The 21016-nt window shown below is 46.8% G+C and carries 16 protein-coding genes; 5 read left to right on the forward strand and 11 right to left on the reverse strand.

Annotation, left to right across the window (positions count from 1 at the left end; all coding sequences use genetic code 11):
* Positions 1–79 precede the first annotated feature (79 nt).
* Positions 80–1588 carry a C-3',4' desaturase CrtD gene (gene crtD, locus VL20_RS05525; RefSeq protein ID WP_052275856.1) on the forward strand — a complete coding sequence of 503 codons (1509 nt, stop codon included), beginning with the start codon at positions 80–82 and terminating at the stop codon, positions 1586–1588.
* A 128-nt stretch (positions 1589–1716) separates the two neighbouring features.
* Here crtD and VL20_RS05530 read toward each other — a convergent pair whose 3' ends face one another.
* Positions 1717–3054 carry a histidine phosphatase family protein gene (locus VL20_RS05530; protein ID WP_052275857.1) on the reverse strand — a complete coding sequence of 446 codons (1338 nt, stop codon included), beginning with the start codon at positions 3052–3054 and terminating at the stop codon, positions 1717–1719.
* Positions 3055–3519: 465 nt separating this feature from the next.
* Between VL20_RS05530 and VL20_RS05535 the strand changes: the two genes are divergently transcribed.
* Entirely contained in the window at positions 3520–4764 is a 1245-nt protein-coding gene (locus VL20_RS05535; RefSeq protein ID WP_052275858.1) for a DUF4912 domain-containing protein, read from the forward strand.
* Positions 4765–4861: 97 nt separating this feature from the next.
* Here VL20_RS05535 and VL20_RS05540 read toward each other — a convergent pair whose 3' ends face one another.
* From VL20_RS05540 to VL20_RS05560, 4 genes are all read right to left on the reverse strand, one after another.
* Positions 4862–6514, reverse strand: coding sequence for an acetolactate synthase large subunit (locus tag VL20_RS05540; RefSeq protein ID WP_052275859.1), 1653 nt, complete (start codon positions 6512–6514; stop codon positions 4862–4864).
* A gap of 219 nt (positions 6515–6733) precedes the next feature.
* A complete protein-coding gene (locus VL20_RS05545) occupies positions 6734–7213 on the reverse strand; it encodes a hypothetical protein (RefSeq protein ID WP_041804515.1) in 480 nt (159 codons plus the stop codon).
* 1079 nt (positions 7214–8292) lie between these two features.
* Positions 8293–8964 (reverse strand): choice-of-anchor K domain-containing protein, encoded by a 672-nt coding sequence (locus VL20_RS05555; protein ID WP_369800446.1) that lies wholly within the window; start codon positions 8962–8964, stop codon positions 8293–8295.
* Positions 8965–9305: 341 nt separating this feature from the next.
* Positions 9306–9980: a TIGR04283 family arsenosugar biosynthesis glycosyltransferase gene (locus VL20_RS05560; RefSeq protein ID WP_052275861.1), complete on the reverse strand. Its 675-nt coding sequence runs from the start codon at positions 9978–9980 to the stop codon at positions 9306–9308.
* A gap of 377 nt (positions 9981–10357) precedes the next feature.
* Here VL20_RS05560 and VL20_RS05565 point away from each other — a divergent pair, with 377 nt between their 5' ends.
* Positions 10358–10774 carry a CoA-binding protein gene (locus VL20_RS05565; protein WP_052275862.1) on the forward strand — a complete coding sequence of 139 codons (417 nt, stop codon included), beginning with the start codon at positions 10358–10360 and terminating at the stop codon, positions 10772–10774.
* Between the two features lie 47 nt (positions 10775–10821).
* On the opposite strand, the gene VL20_RS05570 is transcribed toward VL20_RS05565, so the two are convergent.
* From VL20_RS05570 to VL20_RS05580, 4 genes are all read right to left on the reverse strand, one after another.
* Positions 10822–12681 carry an iron uptake porin gene (locus tag VL20_RS05570; protein WP_052275863.1) on the reverse strand — a complete coding sequence of 620 codons (1860 nt, stop codon included), beginning with the start codon at positions 12679–12681 and terminating at the stop codon, positions 10822–10824.
* A 207-nt stretch (positions 12682–12888) separates the two neighbouring features.
* Positions 12889–13758 (reverse strand): bile acid:sodium symporter family protein, encoded by an 870-nt coding sequence (locus VL20_RS05575; protein ID WP_002771577.1) that lies wholly within the window; start codon positions 13756–13758, stop codon positions 12889–12891.
* Between the two features lie 300 nt (positions 13759–14058).
* A complete protein-coding gene (locus VL20_RS31010; RefSeq protein ID WP_128575143.1) occupies positions 14059–14277 on the reverse strand; it encodes a hypothetical protein in 219 nt (72 codons plus the stop codon).
* Positions 14278–14283: 6 nt separating this feature from the next.
* Complete coding sequence (locus VL20_RS05580) at positions 14284–16284, reverse strand: alkyl/aryl-sulfatase (RefSeq protein WP_249264891.1); 2001 nt, start codon at positions 16282–16284, stop codon at positions 14284–14286.
* Between the two features lie 45 nt (positions 16285–16329).
* On the opposite strand from VL20_RS05580, the gene VL20_RS05585 reads away from it, so the two are divergent.
* A complete protein-coding gene (locus tag VL20_RS05585; protein WP_052278390.1) occupies positions 16330–16716 on the forward strand; it encodes a hypothetical protein in 387 nt (128 codons plus the stop codon).
* Positions 16717–16988: 272 nt separating this feature from the next.
* On the opposite strand, the gene VL20_RS05590 is transcribed toward VL20_RS05585, so the two are convergent.
* A complete protein-coding gene (locus VL20_RS05590) occupies positions 16989–18365 on the reverse strand; it encodes a cobyrinic acid a,c-diamide synthase CobB (protein WP_052275865.1) in 1377 nt (458 codons plus the stop codon).
* A gap of 316 nt (positions 18366–18681) precedes the next feature.
* Positions 18682–18834 carry a hypothetical protein gene (locus VL20_RS31015; RefSeq protein ID WP_155726621.1) on the reverse strand — a complete coding sequence of 51 codons (153 nt, stop codon included), beginning with the start codon at positions 18832–18834 and terminating at the stop codon, positions 18682–18684.
* A 405-nt stretch (positions 18835–19239) separates the two neighbouring features.
* Here VL20_RS31015 and pckA point away from each other — a divergent pair, with 405 nt between their 5' ends.
* Positions 19240–20919 (forward strand): phosphoenolpyruvate carboxykinase (ATP), encoded by a 1680-nt coding sequence (gene pckA / locus VL20_RS05595; RefSeq protein WP_052275866.1) that lies wholly within the window; start codon positions 19240–19242, stop codon positions 20917–20919.
* Positions 20920–21016 lie beyond the last annotated feature (97 nt).

Genomic DNA, 21016 nt, shown 5'->3' on the forward strand with positions numbered 1-21016 from the left:
TTTCAGTGAACAGTAATCAGTAATCAGTGAAAAGACAGCAGTGTTAGGATAAAAATAGATATAAATAATTGTTAAGAAAATGACGCGAATTACCGTTATTGGTGCAGGGATTGGCGGACTAACGGCGGCGGCATTATTGGCGCGTCGAGGTTATCAAGTCACAGTATATGATCAGGCGCTCGTCCCCGGGGGTTGTGCCTCGACTTTTTCCCGTCGGGGTTTTACTTTTGACGTGGGGGCAACTCAAGTGGCAGGATTAGAAGTAGGGGGCATTCATCAGCGCATTTTTGCCGAATTAGGGATAGATTTACCCGATTCTGTCCCCTGCGATCCCGCCTGTGCAGTTTTTCTGCCGGGGGAAACCACTGCGATTAACGTCTGGCGCGATCGGCAAAAGTGGCAAGAGGAAAGACAAAAACAATTTCCGGGCAGCGAACCTTTTTGGCAATTATTACAAAAACTCTTTCAAGCAAGTTGGCGTTTTCAAAGTCGCGATCCAGTTTTACCCCCGCGCAACTGGTGGGATTTAGGGCAATTAATCGCCGCTTTGCGTTTAGATACTGCCATTACCTTCCCTTTTACTTTGATGACTGTGGGGGATGCTCTGCGATTATACGGCTTAGAGAGGGATAAACGCCTAAAAACCTTTCTTGATCTCCAGTTAAAGCTTTATTCCCAAGTTACTGCCGATGAAACCGCTTTACTTTATGCCGCCACCGCTTTAGCAGTTTCTCAGTCTCCCCAAGGTTTATCCCACCTTCAGGGTAGTATGCAAGTATTAAGCGATCGCCTAGTAGCAGCTTTGGAAAAATACGGCGGTAAATTGCAAATGCGCCACACAGTGGAAAAAATACTGACAGAAAAGGGAAAAGCCACGGGAATTATCGTCAGAAATCAAAAAAATGACCAAATAAATTCAGAAATGGCCGATGAAATTGTCGCTAATATCCCGATCCAAAATTTACCACAATTAATCGATCGCGAAGCCATTCCCAGTCTTTATCACCAGAGAATCGAAAAACTTCCCCCCGCATCCGCTGCTTTTGTGGTTTACTTAGGAGTCGATCGCGCTGCTATTCCCCCCGATTGTCCCCCCCATTTGCAATTCCTCTACGATTACGATGGCATAATCGGCGAAAATAACTCTTTGTTTGTTTCCGTGAGTAAAGAAGGGGATGGCCGCGCTCCAGTGGGAAAAGCGACGATTATTGCTTCTTCCTTCACCGATACCAGTCTTTGGTGGCGAAAAGGAGCAGATAATTATCAGCAATTAAAAGCAGCATACACCCAAGAGGCGATCAAGCGTCTCGGTAATTATTTCCATCTTAGCCCTGATCACATCGTTCATATCGAATCAGCTACACCTCGTACTTTTGAACGGTTTACGGGGCGAAATCAGGGCATTGTCGGCGGTATTGGTCAAAGATTGTCCACTTTTGGCCCTTTTGGCGTAGCGACGCGCACTCCGATCCCCCATCTTTGGTTAGTGGGAGATTCCACCCATCCGGGAGAAGGCACTGCCGGAGTCAGCTATTCGGCACTCACGGTAGTTAGACAGATTGAGAATAAATTATTGGCTTCTAGTTAGCCGTAATTATGAATTATGAATTGGGAAGAATAAATAAAAGCAATCTTCTGAATACTGAATACTGAATAATGATAACTGATAACTGTTAACTTACCCACTGATAACTGATAACTGATCACTGATAACTGTTATAAAGCACCAGCTGCCGTGCGATCGAGTATTCCTGATCCTAGATGATAGGTAATATTAATTGCTTGTAGGACTGGTTGAGAGTCAACTCCTTTGGGATAATCGATGACACTAACCGCACCATTTCCCTGTTTAATATTCCAGAAATTGGCGGGTTTTAAACCCAATAAATAACAAAGAATCACCTTATTAATGGCATCGTGAGCTACCACCATAATTGTCTTAGGACTATCGCTATTACTATAGGTTTTAACGATTTGCCGCCAACAAGCGATCGCTCGATCCCAAACTTCCTGTAAATTCTCCCCTTCCGGCATTTGCACGGTTTCCGGGGCATTTTTCCAGTCTTCTAACATCCCGGGGAAACTCGCTTCAATTTCCTCCTCTAATTTACCTTCCCAAAGTCCGTGACAGATTTCTGTCAGATCCCCTTGGGTATCTAAGGTGATATCGGGGTGATATTGCAGGATAATTTGGGCAGTTTCCTTGGGACGGGACAAAGGACTGGTGACAGCGTGATCGATCGCCGTTTCTCGCAGAAATTCGGCGGCTTTCTCAGCTTGAGCTTTGCCATTATCATTGAGAGGAATATCGCGCACCCCTTGAAAACGTTTATCCCGATTCCATTGGGTTTCTCCGTGACGCACAAGCAGCAGCCTAGAACCTTGGAAAGGAGGACGCGGTGGGGGTAAAGCTATCCCTAGGTGTGCCGTTTGATTGAGGGATTCCACCTGGACAGGATCACCAAAATTACCCGTAAAATTGAGAACATTAACGCAACAGTTAGATTGTTGTAGGGAATGGTATAAGGAAACCGGAATACCGATGGCACTGAGGATTAAACAGCGATTAATACCGTTATGGGCAACAATTAGTATAGTTTGTCCCTCGTGTTGGGGAATAATTTCTCGCCAAAAATCCTGCGCTTGTTGATAGAGGGAGAGAACGGGGTAATGTTCTTGACCATCGGGCAGTATCATCTTGAATTCGTGAGGTTTTTGGTGCCAATCCCGATATTCTTGGGGGTATTGAGCTTTTACCTCCTCTTTGACCATATTTTCCCAGATAGGCAGATCGATTTCTAGTAACTGCGAAGTGGGTTGAATGACGGGAGAGTGATTTAAACGAGACTGAATCACCTCAGCAGTAGATTTGGCTCTTTGGAGAGGACTACAGTAAAAAGCGGCGATATCGATTTGACTGAGGGCATTTCCTACTTTTTCCGCGTCCAGATGCCCTTTTTCCGTCAAAACCGAGCCATCACTGCGACCTTGTATTTTCTGCTCTGCGTTATAACTGCTTTGTCCATGACGAACAATAATCACACGAGTAGCCAAGCGGTTCAGTCTCCTTAACTAAAAGTCTCAATATCAGATTACAGGCGATCGGGATCGGAGTACAGTCTCGTTAGGGGATAGGGATTAGGGGAAGTGGGGAAGTGGGGAAGTGGGGAAGTGGGGGAGTGGGGACGTGGGGGAATTTCAACTAAAACCCCAACACCCTAAAACCCCAACACCCTAAAACCCCAACAGCCAATAAGAATATCAAAACTTCCTGATATAACAATCTCTTTGGGATCAAGGGTTTGGCGGTTTTATCAAGAAACCATGACAATGTACTTGGTCAAAATCGGAATCTTGCTGTTTAATAGGTATTTATAACAAGCGATTCCCTTGATCCCCATCGAGTGGATCTCTCGTTCACAAAGCAATCGATGAGTAGTTAGAAGGATTACCCAGATCACTGCTTTTGCAAATGCCCAAAAACATTTGCCGTCGTAACTAATCGGAGAGCGTCAACTCATGGTTCCAGAATACCCCCCCTTAGATGAGATGACCTTGCGGCAACTACGACGAGTTGCCAGTCAATACAGCATCTCTCGTTACAGTCGGATGCGGAAAACGCAGTTAATCGAGTCAATTACCCAAGCTATGGGAGTAAGCGGCAATTTTAAATCTATTATTAAAGAGGAAAAACCAGTGGAAGCAGCAAAATTTGAATTAGGTCAAGCTAACCCGATCGAAGATATACTAGGTTCAGTGGATGATGGTTTAGGAGATCTGCCCGGTGGCTACGGTGAAAACCGCATTACCCTCCTACCTCGCGATCCTCAGTGGGCCTATGCTTACTGGGATATCCCCAACGAATCGAAAGAAGATCTACGTCGTCAAGGGGGACAACAGTTAGCCCTGCGTCTTTATGATGTCACCGATATCGATCTCAATAGCCAAGGCGCCCACAGTGTCCAAGAATATCTCTGTGATGAATTAGCCCGGGAATGGTATTTACCAATTCCAGTCAGCGATCGAGATTATGTTATCGATATCGGTTATCGTTGTGCTGATGGTCGTTGGTTAGTTTTGGCCCGTTCTCCTTTAGTGCGGATTCCTCCCGTCTATCCTTCCGACTGGATTGAAGATATTTTTGTCACCGTTAACTGGGAAGAAGAACTGGTGGGTAAAACTGTTTACGAACTCGTTCCCCCCAGCAAACGCTACGACAGCAGCACCGGAACCACTGGAAGCCCTATCTACGACCAAATTTTCGAGAGTGTCGGCGATATCGAGGCCCTACGGGTGGCCGGTTCCTTGTTTGGTTCCATGCAGCACGTCGCTGGTTCCGTACCGATGTCGGAAGTGATCAGTTCTTATGTATTCCCCTCTGGGGTTGGTATGTGGGCAGTTCCCACGGTATCGGGACTAACCGCTTCCGGTATCGGGATGACTGCTTCTGGTATCGGTATGGGTGCTTCGGAAACCCTACAACGTCCGCGCAAATTCTGGTTAGTTGCCGATGCCGAATTAATCGTCTATGGTGCCACCGAACCCGATGCCACCGTAACTATCGGTGGTCGTCCGATTAAACTCAATCCCGATGGCACTTTCCGCTATCAGATGTCCTTCCAAGATGGTTTAATCGATTATCCGATTATGGCCGTGGCCGCCGATGGGGAACAAAATCGTTCTATCCACATGAAATTTACCCGGGAAACTCCCTCTCGCAATACCAACACTAAAGATGAGGCGGTTCTAGAATGGTTATTCTAGATCGGGTTTTCTAACGTTACCAAAGCCAACCTAATTACCTCCCCCTAACTGAGATTTAGTTAGGGGATTTTTTGGGGATTGTCAACGCTATCAACTTCTATTCCCAAATCTGACAGCTTAAATCGCCCGATTTTTGGGAAAGACGCAGATTTTCACCGTAATCGACGGGAACATCGATCACCGCAGGGACATCTTGCTGGAAAGCATCCTCTAGTATTGGGATCAAATCCTGAGCAGATTCCACCCGATAGCCTTTTAATCCCATACTTTCGGCAAATTTAACAAAATCGGGATTACCAAACTTAATAAAAGAAGAGGTCCCAAAATGATTAAACTGCTTCCATTCGATTAAACCGTAACCGCCATCATTAAAGATGAGAGTGACGAAGGGAGTTCCCACCCGCAAAGCTGTCTCCAATTCCTGACAATTCATCATAAAACCGCCGTCTCCCGTCACCGCCACAATGCGCTTATCGGGATGAACTAACTTAGCGGCGATCGCACCAGGGATAGCAATACCCATAGCGGCGAAACCGTTAGAAATAATGCAAGTATTAGGACAATCGGAGTGATAATGGCGGGCCATCCACATTTTATGAGCGCCCACGTCAGAAATGGCGATATCTTCTGGTCCCATCACCTGACGCAGATCGTAGATCAATTTTTGTGGCTTGATCGGAAAACCCGTATCATTGGCATAGGTTTCGTAATCGGCCCGAATTTCCGTCTTTAATCCCGCAGTGACAGGAGTTGGTTTATTCTGGCGATCAGCCCGTTTGAGGATATCGATGAGAGAATCGGTGATATCACCCACCACTTCCACCACCGGGGCATAACTGCTGTCAATTTCCGCCGGAGTCATGCCGATGTGAATAATCGGTAATTTCCCGTCTGGATTCCATTTTTTCGGGGAATACTCGATTAAATCGTAACCAACAGCGATAATTAAATCACTGCGCTCAAAAGCACAACTAATCAAATCCCGTTGCTGTAATCCTACCGCCCAAAGAGCCAGAGGATGGGTATAGGGAATCACCCCCTTACCCATAAAAGTGTTAGCCACAGGGATATTCAAGGCCGTGGCGAATTCCGTTAAAGCCTCACTAGCATTAGCGCGAATTGCCCCATTTCCCGCCAAAATCAAGGGATTTTTCGCTTTAGAAATCACCGCCGCCGCCATGTTCAAAGTCCGATAGGAAGCGTAAACTTTTTCCTGACTATCGAGGGGCAAAGGACTACCATCGGCAGCCATAGCGGCGATATTTTCAGGAAGATCGATATGAACTGCCCCCGGTTTCTCACTTTGGGCGGTTTTAAAGGCTCTCCGTACCACTTCTGGGGTGATACCCGGCCGCACGATTTGTTTATTCCATTTCGTCACCGGGGCGAACATGGCCACCAGATCCAGGTATTGATGGGATTCAATGTGCATCCGATCGGTTCCCACCTGGCCAGTGATAGCCACCAAGGGCGCCCCATCGAGGTTAGCATCGGCTACCCCTGTCATTAGGTTAGTCGCCCCCGGTCCTAAGGTGGAGAGACAAACCCCCGCTTTTCCCGTTAAGCGTCCATAGACATCGGCCATAAAAGCGGCGCCCTGTTCGTGACGGGTGGTGATAAATTTGATCGAGGAGTTTTTTAGGGCTTCCAAAACATCGAGGTTTTCTTCCCCGGGTAGCCCAAAAATATACTCGACCCCTTCATTCTCTAGACATTTAACTAGAAGTTCGGCTGTGTTTAATTCCCCCATAGTTCCCTCCTGTAGAGCTTACTTCATCAGTAAAGTCTCTAGAGATAGTTCATCCCGGCGGATTGAGGTTGTTGCGCTCAACTCGTCGGGATGATATCAGTAGACTATATGTACCAATGTAGCTGACTAAAATTTTGTTTAAGTCTATCCATATACCATTGTGACTTAAATCTTGACCCTTGGCAGATTATTTATTAGCACAATTGGGGAGAATTTTTTTTAGGCCGTTAATTCTTCGGCGGCGTGAGCTAGTTGGGCGGCGACTTTGGCTAAATAGGGACGACTTAACCACCAGATAAAGGGGGACAGCCAACCCCGCAGGGTGACAGAATAGGAAATATAACTACCACAGAGGGTTGATTCCACTTGGTAGGTCATTTTCTGTTCCATGCCGGGGATAGCGAGAACTCTGAGGCTGAGAAGTTCCCCGGGACGGACATTTTCCACGAAAACCCGGATAGGAATGGGAGTCAGACGGGTGACAGCTTGATAGATTAACCCCGGTTTAGCGATTAAACCCAAGGGAACATCAGCCTTGGCAATCAAAGGATGCCAAGAGACATCGGCCACATTGATTAATTTTTGCCAGAGGACATCGACGGGGGCGGTACTGACCACCCGATAGGTTTTGTAGAGTGAAAACTTACAGAATAGTCTGCCTTTGGCCGCTACAATCCTTAGGGAAAAATTGAGAATCACCGATCGCCCCCCGCAAAAATAATCCAGGTAATCTTCTATTTTGACATACCCCACGCCGTAAACGGACGTGGATTCTTCTAGCATCACTGCTGTGAATTTATGGCTCAACGAGTCCACTTGAATTAGATTCCTGGCGAAATCCCACCTCTGGGTGGTTCTCTCCTCAGACTTTCGCTCCCTTACAGAAGCCTGTTTTCGGGGTCCCCTACGATACGGTTCAAAACCTCTAAAATACTTGGTTTCTCTGGTACTTGGTGCTGAGAATTTTACCTATAGGAGCATTCCCCTATAGAACCCCATAACTCTAGTTTTCAAGGTGCGTTCATCGGTTGATGACTGGGTTTTTTAAGCGGTTGCTTACCCAGCCTCCTATTCTTAATATCATACATCCTATAAAGTCGCCCTCAAAGGGCGAGGCTTTCAACCCAATTTTTCGGTAAAAAATAAATGGCTTTCCGGCAGTGTGCGCTTTTGATAATTTTCAATTATATGAATAGATTGATAAAGCTTGTTCTCAAGCCGCTAAAAGCCTATCAGTTCTTTGTGTGATCAGTTTAACTTACTATAGAAGCGATCAATCTTTGTGTCCTCTGTGTCTGGAGTGGTTCCTTCCACTCCCTCGCCAGCAGGACTGTATCTTAGAATACATTTTACCCACCAAACCTAAGATAGCCTGGTTCTTCGGTTTGTGTTATGCGATGGATGGGGTTACAAGGGATGAAAACCCTATATAGAGTTGGCTGAATAAATCTAATTTTTTCGATAAAAGCGGCAGGGTTAAAACCAGCAAGAGTGGCTGTGCCAAGGGTAGCACCTAAAAGATCAAGAAATTGACGGCGATCGAGAGACATATTCTCAGAGCAGATGTTCCGATGATCAATTATCCTATCGATCGGTGCCTTGGCAAAGAAAAGTTTTTATTTTTACCTGTCCGCTATAAGATGTCAAATTTTTTGAGTAATTGCCAGGGAATTTAAAAAAATTTGTTTACTCAAATTAAGAGTTAAATTTGGAAGGTTTCTAGAGCGCGTTTTTCCTCAAGTGGAGATGGAAAAAATCCCATCCCCACACTTGTCAATTTATTTTCGCTGCTTGTTAAATACTGAACCCATCCCCAGTAAACCCAATGCCAATAACCCCAGAATCGAGGAAGGCTCTGGAACCGCTGGAAATGGATCTGGACCGGTACTGGGTGATAAAAATCCTTTGGAAGGATCACCCACGGCTCCAAAACCAACAAGATCGAGGGAATTAAACTGAGTTATAACTTCTACATAGGTCTCTTCTCCTTCTAGTACCCTGAAACTACCGCGATTAGGGAAATCCGTAAAGTAAATGAAATCTGCACTAGCGATAGGATCAGCAACATTTGGGGTGTTCACAATCGTGATTTTTAATGGCAATGTTTGAGTGAAATCTGGGTCGGAGGAAGTGGTGTTGATTATCAGATCAACCCCATCAATCTGAGTGCCTAGAAAAATAGTGCCATTACGGTAATACAAGCGCCCTGCAACAAAGTCTTGACCCTTGGGCTGATCGGTAAAGTCAGAAGGAATAAAGGACAATTGATTGGTAAATGAACCATCTACAGGCGTTCCCCATTCGATGGTGTCGGTTCCGTTGCCCGTGTATACTGAGTCGGGGAGCGTGATGGCGTTGTCAAAATGGCCTGTCACTGTCCCTGTCCCTAAAATTGCTTGGGCGGCTTGGAAAGGGGTTAGGATGGCTAGAGTTGCCCCCGCTACCAACAAGCAATGCTTACCCCCCCCACCTTTTTGATTACTTTTGTTAATGTTTGCGCCATGGAAACCTCTTCTTTGGTATGGTTTCCTCGATTATATGATTGTATTTTTCAAAAGACTGGTACTGCCTGCTACAAATAAGTAATGCTTACCCCCCCCGCATTCTTGATGATTTTTGTTAATGTTTGCGACATGGAAACCTCTTCTTTGGCAGGGTTTCTTCGATTGTATAATTGTCTTTGCCTCTCTTGGATATTGGCTGAAAAATGTTCACAATGTCACATTATGGGCGCAAGCGTTGCGCCCCTACATTACACAATGACCTCAAATACTTTTTCAGCAAGCCTTTATTACCATAAACGATAAAAACTTTTCAACAAACTAGGCGGAATTTTTAGATAATAACCAATAATAACTAATTGATTAACTAAGGTAGTTTTGCCAACTCCTAATGTTTGCCAACGTCTTGCCGAGGTAATCACCGCGGCAGAAAATATGGCTATTTTACCCCTTTTTTTCAATCTTTGTATTAATTCAAAATCTTCCATAATTGGCAACTCAGGAAAACCGCCCAAATCGGCAAAGATTGAGGCTTTTAAAAATATTCCTTGATCTCCGTAGGGAAGAGAAAGCCAGCGAGAACGCCAATTAACTAATTTTTCCACTAAACGCAGGGATTTTTCCTCTCCATCAATTTTTAATTCAAAGGCCCCCGCTACTATTCCAGATTGGGATAAAGTATTGATAATTTGTTCTTGAAATTCCTGGGGGAGTAAAGTATCTCCGTGCAGAAATAATAAAATATCTCCTTTTGCTATTTTGGCTCCTAAATTCATCTGAAATGCACGACCTTTACTAGAAGAAATAATTACCTTCGCTCCCGATTGTTCGGCTATTTCTCTAGTTTTATCGGTACTTCCCCCATCGACAACAATAATTTCTACTCCCGTACCTATCTGTTTTAACGTTGCTGCAATTCTTAACTCCTCATTGAGAGTCGGAATGATAATACTAAGATAATTCATCAGGTTTTAAGGTAACTAAAGTCAGAGAATTTAGGGGGAACCATCGGGTAAATTTTCCCACAGATACCGAGGGATTGATTTCGATTTGTAATAAGTAAGTAGTTCTAATTAAATAGAAGATAGATTTTGCCTCTGATCCCCCCTGCCCCCCTTAATAAGGGGGGTGCCGATAGGCGGGGGATCCCCCCTGCCCCCCTTGATAAGGGGGGTGTCTGACAACTTTTAACACCTACCTACTTAACTGTTTTTCTGGTAAAAAGTTAAACATCGCTGCCAGTTATTCAGAGTGGCTAAAGCTGGAGTCAAAAGTCGATACCAAATTAGGTTAAACTTCATCTTTATGGAAAGCGAAACTCAGTTCTAAGATAGGTGGGACAATGCCGAATATTAAAGGAGACGATGGTGCGCTCAAAACCATCTTCAGCAATAGTAAAATTATCGCAGTGGTCGGGCATTCCGAGAAATCGAATCGCGCCAGCTATCAGGTGGCCAAATTCCTGCAAGCGGTGGGTTATCGAGTCTATCCTGTCAATCCGATGGTCAAGCAAATTGACGGTCAAAGCTGCTATCCTTCTCTAGAGGCTATCCCTGAACCCGTGGATATTGTTAACGTTTTTCGTCATCCTGATTATCTACCCGAAATTGTCGAGTCAGCTATTGCTATTCAGGCTGCTACTCTTTGGACACAATTGAAAATTTATCACCCAGTTGCCGAAAAAAAAGCGATCGAGGCGGGTTTAAATGTGATTATGGATGCTTGTATCCAGATAGAATATCAGCGTTTATTTGCCTAAAACAAAACCCCACCATCGGTGGGGTTTCGGGTTTAATTTAGGAAATCCTAGAAGGTAAAGGTTCCGCGCAGGGTGCCAATCCACTCGTTACCAGTGCCTTTGAACTGTTCAGGTGCAGAAATCCAGATGACACCGGGGGTGATAGAAATATTGTCGGTGACTTGGTACTTGTAGAACAATTCAACGTGGTAGGGAACGATGTTAGATACTTTTAGCCCCATGTCTCGGAAGCTTAAGTGACCGATGTAGGGCTGCGCACCAGCAAACAGACCTAAGATATTTCCTTCTTTACCTAAGTCGGGGAAGGCAATACCAGCACCGTAGGTCCACACTTCCGCATCACCGAGACCGAGTAAGCGCACGGTGGAGTAGGAACCGAAGGCACTCAAGCTGGCGAAACCAAGATTCACTGCACCGGTTAAACCGTAGCTATTGGATACTTTGGCTCCGAAGTTGAAGAAACCGACTTCATCCTGTAGGGTGACGCTATCAGGATCGTTGCCGTTGACGTTGAGCAGGGTGTTTAACTGAGTTTGGGAAAGGTTAGCGGCGGAAGTCCCCGTTACACCGAAGGAACCACCGTTACCGAAGATGGCGGTATCGGCACCTTGGTAGGCGTTAACGTAGGTGAAGCCAACGTTCAAGAAGTTAAAGAGGTTAGCGTTAATCTGTGCTAAAGCGGCGTAATCTCCGTTAAAGAGACCATTACCCGGGTTAGGATTGGCCGCAGAACTGGAGCCACCACCACCGGCTAAATAACCCAAGGATAGGGAGGTCGGACCGACAATGCTTTGAAGAAAGCCTAACTGTAGGCTAACACCGGCCCCAGAACCACCACCGATACGATAGATGGGGTTTTCGGATGCGAAGGTGGATAGCGCACCATTACCACCGTCGAAGTCTTCAAAGAAGGGGTTAGTGGTGGGAACGAAGTCATTCCAAATACCACCCCAAGCGGCGACGTAGGTATTGAAGCGACCAAAATAACCTAAGTCAATGGGGGTATAGTAGGCCAACCAGTCGAGAACCACATCGCTACCGTTACCGGCGGCGGTCCAAGTTTGATAAAGGGAAGGGCTTTGCAGATTATCGAATCTGACGGAAGCGGGATCACCATTTTGTAGTGTGGTGGTCGATTTGTAATCAAATCCGAAGGGAGTGGCGCTGCCGGCCGATAAACGGGTTTTTAATACGTCCTGACCGGTGAAGCTCGTGTTTAACAGCAAACGAGCGCGGTATTGCATGGCGGCCTGGGAGGCAGGGCTACCGGCACCGACCGTATCGGTGACAGCGAAAATAACTTCCCCAGCTAATTTGGTGGTGGTGGAGAATTGGTTATTTTCGAGGAAAGACACCCGGCTTTCTAAGTTATCAACTCTAGCTCCCAACGCCGCTAATTCGGCCTGGAACTCATCCATCAAGCGCTTGAGGGCATCTAAGTCTTCCTTGAGGACGTTGACACCATCTTGAATTAAACGTTCCATCACGTTTAAGCAAGCGTTTAAACCAGCCGCAAATTCCCAACGGGTTAAAGCTCGGTCGCCGCGGAAGGTGCGATCGGGATAACCAACAATACAACCATAGCGTTCAACTAAACTTCTCAGGGCCTCATAGGCCCAAGCGGTGGGAGAAACATCGCGCAGTTGGTTAACGCTGGTGACTTGATCGATGGTGTTGCCCTGTACGGGTGCAACTTGACCTTCGTTACCGTAGCGCTCGATCTGATTGAGTAATTCGCCAGTTCCTGCACTGTTGTCCTGAACTTGAGCGATTTCTAGATTGTTAAATTCGGTAGAAACACTGGTAGATTTGACGGGATCGAAGCTACTAGCATTAGCGGAAGCTACTAGGGTAGCCCCCAAAATTGCTGGGCTAACCAGCAATGATTTCCAGAACATTTTTAACATGATGGTTTTTTCCTCACACCTTATAGGTTGACTACACAGTTTGATGCCGCATATAGCCTTGCTATTCTTCTGCCATTATACACAACTTAATTACTTAGGGAAAGATGTGATCTCATTTTTTTCCCTCGACCAGTTGACAAAGTGGCCACTCTGTCGTCCCTGACGGCACTTAAACAAAACCTAAGAGTTGACACAGCGGCGAGGATATCAAAGTTTCTCCAATTTGCGCTTACGACCGATTGAGTAAAGAACGCCCAGAACGGCTCCCAAAATTAAATAAGCCAGCAGCGTAGGAATCACCTGCTGCTGTACGTCATTCAAAATAGCGATAAAAAAGGCTAAACCGACATTGCGAGCAATAGAGGAAATCGCGAGAATCGATCGCTGATCATCATCGGGACCGCCTAGAGCGTGTCCTATCCCTAGAGAGGCGATTACCATAATCAGAATTGCAACCAGTGGCAATCCCCAAACTTTCAACAATACAGGAAATCCCAAAAGACCGACTAAGATAGCTAAGAGCAAAAACAAACCATTAGCCATAAAAGTTAAGGGTTTGGCGATCTTTTCGGCCAATTTAGCGGCGAACTTTTGCATCAGAAGCCCGATACTGACAGGCAAGAACTGCACCATGGCGACTTGCTGGGCTACCTCTAAAACGGTTACATTCTCTGAAAGCCTCTCAAAGAGGGTGGTAAAAATAGCCAAGGTAAGGGGCGTAATCACAACCGCAAGTAAAGCCAGGGTGAGTTGGAGACTGGCTGAGTAACGGAATCTGACTCCCGCCATTTGCGATCGCTTGGTAGTTAGAGGCGCACCAGGGGAAGCTGCCAAAAATGCCAATCCAGCCATCACTTCTGGGGGTAAGTTAAATAGTTTTAACAGCAGGAAAACCAGCAAAGGCACTAGGACGACAACGGCTAGAAGCGCACGGAAGAGTAAAGCGGGTTTGCGCCAGAGGGAGAGCATTTTCTCGAAAGAGAGAGCGATCCCGATGGCTAACATCAGCGAAAAAATCGTGATTTTAACAAGGATTAGCAATATTGGCTTGACTTCGAGAGATATAAGGGAGTTCATCGGAAATTTTGGGTCTGAAACCCCGCCGTTCTAGGTTGGCTTTACGTTAGAATTAAAAGGCCAGTCTCGAAAACCAAGTGGACGGCGCAGCACCTTGAAAACTCGGCTTAGGGGGTTCCGACCAGAAAAGCTTGGCCGGGTAAAAAGTCGCGCGCAACAAGTACAAGAAGCTATAGGCGGTCAACGTACCGTGGGACACAGGGAATCGGGCTTCTGAAATGGGGCGAAAGTCTGTGGACTCTGTGTAAGACAGTACATGGTTTTTTAACTGTGGTATGCGACGGTGGTGGAAGCAGAAACTTAAATCGTGAGGTTTAGGAATCGCCGCACTTTTAGGGCGGCGAGGATGTCAACGGCGGTCAGATTGCCATAATCAGGGATTAAGTTGCGGCTTAAGACAGAACACTGTGGAAGGGACGGGGAGACGAGGAGAGGTGAGATACTTGCCCAACTCCCCCATTCCGAAACTGTCCCGCTTGAAACCGGTAGCCCTTCACCGTTCCCAGGGGTGACTGCCATTGCCGCTCAACCTCCAGACGTATCTGCCGGCTCTGGCTGCTCGAACGAGTTCTCAGTGGGCGTAACTGACTCCGCCGGCTTGCTTCCTGGCAAGATCTCAAAGTCCGGGGTGAACTGGACTAAGAGGCTCTGGAGTCGCACCAAGACCTGAGCATCGCCCTCTAGCTTCACCTTCCCTTCGCCAATCAGGGCAGGAAATGTGGCTATCCCAGCCATAATCAACTCCAGATCGCTACGGTCGATCGTGATGGTGAGATCAGGATTTTTGGCCTGGAATCCCTTGATGTTTGTCAGGGTTGAATTACTCATTTCCACCGCAAATTTCTCACCGTTGTCCGGTGTGAGCAAATTGATGGTGAATTTCATCCCTTCCGCTTTCTGGCTATCTAGACGAATGCCGATGAAGTCGAGCCAGAGTTGGGTGGACATGGCGCGAACCGTATCGGGGGTGACTGTCTTGGCCGTGACCCCCTTGGGGAAGCCATTTCGTAGTTCGTAAGCGGCGGCCAGAAAGCTGTTGCGGACACTGGGGCTTTCTTTCTGGTAGCCAATCTGCTCAAACACATCGGCCAGGAGGTCTTTAGCTGCCTGGTTCTGGGGTTCAGCATAGACCAGCTTGTTCAGTATCTCCATGGCTTCGCGGTATTGGCCTCGAGCGTGCAACTCCTGACCTTTGGCCAGAATCTTATCCGCACCCCCCATCATCTCGACGTAGAGCGGAGCCGATTCCCTCGGTGACAGCGGAATTAATGTGGCTGGATTGGCATCCCAGTAGCCCAGGTAGCGGTTAATCACGGCACGGCTATTGTGTTCCTCAGAACCGTGGTAGCTGTGGGCAGCCCACTGTTGCTGCAAACTTTCGGGCAGCTTGTAAACATTGTGGATTTCATTAATGGTCACGCCCTGGTTAGCTTGGTGCAGCACCTCGTTATGCAGATGGGCATAGGCATCCCGCTGGGTTCGCATGACTTCCTGAATGCGATCGTTGCCCCAACGGGGCCAGCTATGGGAGGCAAACATCACCTCCGCTTGCTGCCCGAACCTATAGAGGGCTTCATTAATTTTCTTCGACCACTCCAACGCATCCCGCACCAATGCACCCCGCAGCGTGTAGATGTTGTGGATCGTACCGCAGATGTTTTCTGCTGCCCAGAACGCTTTCCAGTCAGGGAAATAGGTGTTCATCTCGGCGGGGGCTTCGGTGCCTGGCGTATTCTGAAATACCATTTTCACCCCGTCGATGGTCAATTCCTCAATGTCCTGCTCGATGTAACGGGTGGGTTCAATCAGTCCGGTGTTGCCCGCTGCGGTGTTCTTGCCGATCGACTGATCTACATGGCCGAACGGGCTGCGCGGCAATAGCAGGCCGTACTGAAAGAATGCCCGGCGGACCATCGCCGTCCCCGAATAGACGTTTTCGGCGATCGCATATTCCATGAAGCCAACGGGGGCGATAATCTGCACCTTCCCGTTCTTCACATTCGCCTCATCCACCACACCGCGCACCCCGCCGTAGTGATCGACGTGGGAGTGGGAGTACACGACGGCGACCACACGACGGTGTCCCAGGTGTTCATTGACCAGTTCCAGAGCGGCTTTAGCCGTTTCCTTACAGGTCAACACATCAAATAGAATCCAACCTGTATTGCCCTTGATGATCGTCATGTTGGCCAGGTCGAACCCTCGCACTTGGTAGATCTTGTCCGGCAAGACCTCATAGAGTCCGTAGGCCATGTTCAGAACTGCCTGGCGCTGCAATGAGGGGTGAATGCTGTCGAAAACGCTGTCAAAGCCCCGCAACAGGAACTCGTAGCTGCCCATATCCCAAGCCACGTTACCCGCCTCTGCTATGATTTGTTTGTAAGGTGGGGCGGCAATAAAGCCTTTTTGGGCCTCTTCAAAATCCCGTTTGTCCTCGAACGGCAGGGTCTGGCGCCAACCGTTCTGTAGTTCGATGGTGAACGGGGAGGGCATCTTGCCTTTTGGATCGAAGTGCTTGTTTTTCATAAGGAGTGGTGGGTAATTAATGCGAACAAAAACAGAGACAAGACCATGAAACAAAAAAAGATAGCCAATACACTGCGTAAAGCCTTGCTAGAAGATGGCAAAATGGAACGCGCTCTTTATGAATACGAACTAGAAGAACACCTAGACTACTGGTACGAAGGTCTCAAGTCCGACCGTGATCAGTTTGTCTTTGCCGTCACGGAAAACTCCGGTGACGTGGCCATGGTATTGATTACCCCAGATAAAACTATCTATGTCAATGAGGAGGCGAGAGAGAAACTCTCGGAATTCTGGATAAAAGCTTATAGGAACAATATAAATCGATTAATTCCCATGATGGCAGAGAATTTGGCCAATGATATTATCTCGGTGACAGGCGTTAAAATGGTGTCCCCAAACCAGAATCGGCGATGGGTTAGTTTGCGCCCGTAGAATTAAAGTGAAGAGATGACGGGAAACCCTGAAAAACTATCCGCCCTTACCAATTGCTCGGTAAGGGCGGTGTAGCGGGTCATCAGAATCGACACCAGACTGCCGGAAGGAACTCCAGCTAGTCTAAATCTTGTTTAGACGTGGGGGTCTAGAGAACAGCCCCGGCGCACAGCCAGCCATTGTCGATTAGGAGACCCATGCTTTTACTACTTTCTACCATCGACATCACCTCCTGTATCCCTGAACGGATTGATTATTAAATTTATCTGCAACTAGCTTAACGCAGCTGTTCGGAAAAAATCAAGGCCGGCAGCTAAAAATTTTTTCGGCAGGCTGAGGTTAGCCCCAAAATGTAGGTGGAGATAGGAAGCGTGTAGATTCTTACCTTGCCACCCTTCGCCATTGATAGCACTTTTGGGGAATGCTTGCAGTTGATAAATCGGTGCGTCGCTTACCCCGCTTAATTGGGAGCGATGGAATTCATGGCCGCGCACTGGTTGACCTGCTTTGAGCAGGATCGTCTCCTGTTGGGCGATGGCTTGTCGATAACCTAGGGTTAACTTCGGGGACATTATAGCAGATTGGTGGATTATTTGCAACATAAAATGATTTTTTTGCTCAAAATCAACTATTTTGTCACATAAATACATTAATCCGCCACATTCGGCGTAGGTGGGCATTCCAGAGGCGATCGCTTTTCTCACCTGGGTTAAGATAGGGGTGTTAGCCGCTAATTCTGGGGCAAAGATTTCGGGAAAACCGCCACCAAAGTACAACCCTTGCAGGTTTTCGGGCAAATTTGCCCCTTGCAAGGGACTCCAAAAGATTAATTCCGCGCCTAAATTGGCTAAAATATCGAGATTATCGGGATAATAAAAGTTAAAAGCCTTATCTCTAGCAATACCGATACGGATAGGGGGAAAAAGCTTATTTGCTCCTGGGGGATTTTTCGGGTTCTCTTGGGGAGAAATAGTCAGTAAAGGCAAGAGAATGTCCCAATTAAAGCAGTTTTGGGCAATAGAAGCCAGTTGATCTTGCAGTTCCCTGATTTCTCCTAGTTCATCCCTGGGAACTAATCCTAGATGGCGATCAGGAATTGTCAGGGAATCTTGACGACGCAAAACCCCAACAATCGGCATATTGATGGATTCTAGGGCGGTTTGCAGTAATTGCAGGTGGCGATCGCTACCAACCCGATTGAGGATAACCCCTGCTAGATGGAGATTTTTGTCTAAAGATTGATAACCGCGGACAATAGCGGCGACAGAGGTAGATAAACGACTACAATCGATAACTAACAGTAGAGGAAGCCCTAAAATACGGGCAATATGGGCGGTACTGGCATAATCGGGAAATTGAGTATCGCTTAATTGAATACCATCAAATAGCCCCATTACCCCTTCAATCAGAGCATAATCGACATTTTGACAATGTTGGGCAAAACAGGTTTTTACATAGTCTTCAGAAGTTAAAACCGGATCGAGATTGCGACAGGGGCGACCGGTAAAATGAGTATGGAACATGGGATCGATATAATCGGGCCCGACTTTAAAAGATTGCACTCGATCGCCACGACTGATTAAATAGGCCAAGATTGCCAGAGTAATCGTCGTTTTACCGACTCCGCTTCTTTCTCCTGCGATGATCATTATTAGTTGTTTTTTTTCGAGATCGAGCTAGACTTAATTAACCTTTTAAGTAGTTGGACAAAAGTAAAGTTAACTGTGGGGTAAGGAGTCAGGAGTCAGGAGTCGGTCGTCAGTAAGAATTGCGGCAATTTACATTTCTTAAGATAGACAACAGAATTTATGTCCGACTACTTACACAATCAATTCTAGAGCTTGCCAACGGCTAATAGAGTTAATTTTGGCCGCTAACTTGCCCTGTGTCAATCGACTTTTTTTATTAGCGGCAAAACCGATTTAACCACGTTTAGGAGCCTTGGCATCATCTCCGGACGACCAGCTATTGTTCTGACGTTGCCCAAAACCAGAGACTTCCTACCCCACCATGAAGATAGGCTAAGACGCATTTTAACCGCCTATCCTTGAGATTGGCTAAATCTACCCAAATCCCTTTACTGTTGCCTGTTGCCTGTTGCCTCATCTCAACAAGCAATTTAAATTCGCGGGCAGCTTAACTGCTAGATTAGCTGACCAATGTTGTTTAGCTGTTAATTTTTGTAAAAAAAACATCGTCTGTATCCTATTGTACAGCTAGACTAAAAATATCTAGAAAAAGCAGTTAGATCGGCAAGAGGGAAAAGGTAAAAACCCTGACTGGGAGATGACGGGTAAATACGCAAATAAGCCTGAATTACCGCTCTAAAATTGGCTTTACCGACAGCAAGAGACCAGATTAATCAGGCAAATATCGTCAAATAAACTAATCAATATAGCTTCTTAGGTGTCTGGGAGTGAAAAGGACAGAGAACGGAGCTTTTTTAGTTTCTATAACTGCACTAATCAGAGACCTGGAACTTAGCTCTAAACCGACAACTAAATTATCAGGAGAATTAGGGTTATGCCGACTCTACACACGCTGACCAATGATAGTATCTCTTGTCCCTTGCCCGATCGCATGGAGAATGTCAATTTCCACTGCGAATTAGAAAATCAAATTCATCCCACCTACGGCCTCGAAAACCTAGGCATGAAAAATCTCGGTCGCGTTTATCGCAATCTTTCCGTACCGCAATTAGTCGAACAGGCGATCGAACGTCATGAGGGCGTTTTAGCCGATAATGGGGCTTTAGTGGTGGAAACGGGTAAATATACCGGTCGTTCCCCCAAAGATAAATTCATTGTCAAAGAAACCACCAGCGAAAAGGAAATCGACTGGAATCAGCATAACGCTCCGATTAGCGAGGAAAAATTCCAGCAATTATACCGAAAAGTCCTCGCCTATGTGCAGGGAAAAGACCTATATATTTTCGATGGTTACGTCGGGTCCGATCCTAATTGTCGCTTTGGCGTGCGCGTCGTCACCGAAATCGCCTATCATAACCTCTTTGCTCATCAGTTATTCCTCCGGCCTAGTGCGCTCGAACTAGCTGCCCATGAAACTGATTTTACCGTGATTGCCCTGCCGGGGTTACAGGGAGATCCCGAGGATGACGGACTGAACAGCGAAGCCTTTATCGTCCTCAACCTGGCCAAAAAAATCGTTCTCATCGGTGGCACTCGCTACGCTGGCGAAATCAAAAAATCCGTCTTCTCGATGATGAACTACCTGATGACCAAACAAGGGGTTTTACCGATACACGGTGCCGCTAACATGGATAAACACGGTCATACAGCCCTCTTTTTCGGTCTCTCCGGTACGGGGAAAACCACCCTTTCCGCCGATCCTAAACGCAGCCTCATCGGTGATGATGAACACGGTTGGTCAGAAGACGGCATTTTTAACTTTGAAGGCGGTTGTTATGCTAAAACTATCCGTTTAAGTGCCGAATACGAACCCCAAATCTGGGCGGCGATTCAATTTGGCACTATTCTCGAAAACGTGATCCTTTCCCCCGATAATCGCCTTCCCGACTACGATGATGGACGTTTGACCGAAAACACCCGCGCCGCCTATCCCCTGCGTTATATCCCTAATTGTGCCGTATCTGGCATGGGAACCCACCCGAAAACTATTATCTTCTTAACTGCCGATGCTTTTGGGGTACTGCCACCAATCGCCAAATTAACCACGAACCAGGCGATGTATCATTTCCTCTCCGGTTATACTAGCAAATTAGCGGGAACGGAACGGGGAATCACCGCCCCACAGGTGACTTTTTCCAGTTGTTTCGGTCAATGTTTCTTCCCTCTGTCACCCCTCGTCTATGCCCAAATGTTAGGGGAACGTTTAGAACAACACCCCGAAACCTCCGTTTATCTGATTAATACCGGTTGGTCCGGTGGTCCCTACGGAGTTGGCGATCGCATTTCGATCAAACACACCCGCGCTATGGTTTCCGCCGCTTTAAATGGCGATTTAGAGGAAGTGGTTTTCCATCCTCATCCCATCTTTCAGGTTCTCGTCCCCGAAATTGTCCCCGGAGTTCCCAAAAAAATCCTCGACCCGCGACAAGCATGGCAAGATGGCGAATCCTACGACCTACAGGCCCGAGAATTGGCCCATCGTTTTGTGGAAAATTTCCGTCAATTTACCACTGCCTCCCAAGAAATCATTGCAGCCGGTCCAATTTGGGAATAGCAACATCAAGGAATCGGTTATCAACTAGGGTTTGCGGCAAAAAGTTTGTTGGTGGGGTTATCAGTTATCAGTTATCAGATGTGAGTTTTCAGTTCAC

It is taken from the genome of Microcystis panniformis FACHB-1757 (assembly GCF_001264245.1).
Taxonomy (GTDB): domain Bacteria; phylum Cyanobacteriota; class Cyanobacteriia; order Cyanobacteriales; family Microcystaceae; genus Microcystis; species Microcystis panniformis.

Coding starts and splice junctions, on each gene's coding strand:
- VL20_RS05540 (WP_052275859.1), bottom strand. CDS start 6,514: ATGGGGGAATTAAACACAGCCGAACTTCTAGTTAAATGTCTAGAGAAT.
- VL20_RS05565 (WP_052275862.1), top strand. CDS start 10,358: ATGCCGAATATTAAAGGAGACGATGGTGCGCTCAAAACCATCTTCAGC.
- VL20_RS05560 (WP_052275861.1), bottom strand. CDS start 9,980: ATGAATTATCTTAGTATTATCATTCCGACTCTCAATGAGGAGTTAAGA.
- pckA (WP_052275866.1), top strand. CDS start 19,240: ATGCCGACTCTACACACGCTGACCAATGATAGTATCTCTTGTCCCTTG.
- VL20_RS05585 (WP_052278390.1), top strand. CDS start 16,330: ATGAAACAAAAAAAGATAGCCAATACACTGCGTAAAGCCTTGCTAGAA.
- VL20_RS05570 (WP_052275863.1), bottom strand. CDS start 12,681: ATGTTAAAAATGTTCTGGAAATCATTGCTGGTTAGCCCAGCAATTTTG.
- VL20_RS05580 (WP_249264891.1), bottom strand. CDS start 16,284: ATGAAAAACAAGCACTTCGATCCAAAAGGCAAGATGCCCTCCCCGTTC.
- VL20_RS31010 (WP_128575143.1), bottom strand. CDS start 14,277: ATGGCAGTCACCCCTGGGAACGGTGAAGGGCTACCGGTTTCAAGCGGG.
- VL20_RS05590 (WP_052275865.1), bottom strand. CDS start 18,365: ATGATCATCGCAGGAGAAAGAAGCGGAGTCGGTAAAACGACGATTACT.
- VL20_RS05575 (WP_002771577.1), bottom strand. CDS start 13,758: ATGAACTCCCTTATATCTCTCGAAGTCAAGCCAATATTGCTAATCCTT.
- VL20_RS05535 (WP_052275858.1), top strand. CDS start 3,520: ATGGTTCCAGAATACCCCCCCTTAGATGAGATGACCTTGCGGCAACTA.
- crtD (WP_052275856.1), top strand. CDS start 80: ATGACGCGAATTACCGTTATTGGTGCAGGGATTGGCGGACTAACGGCG.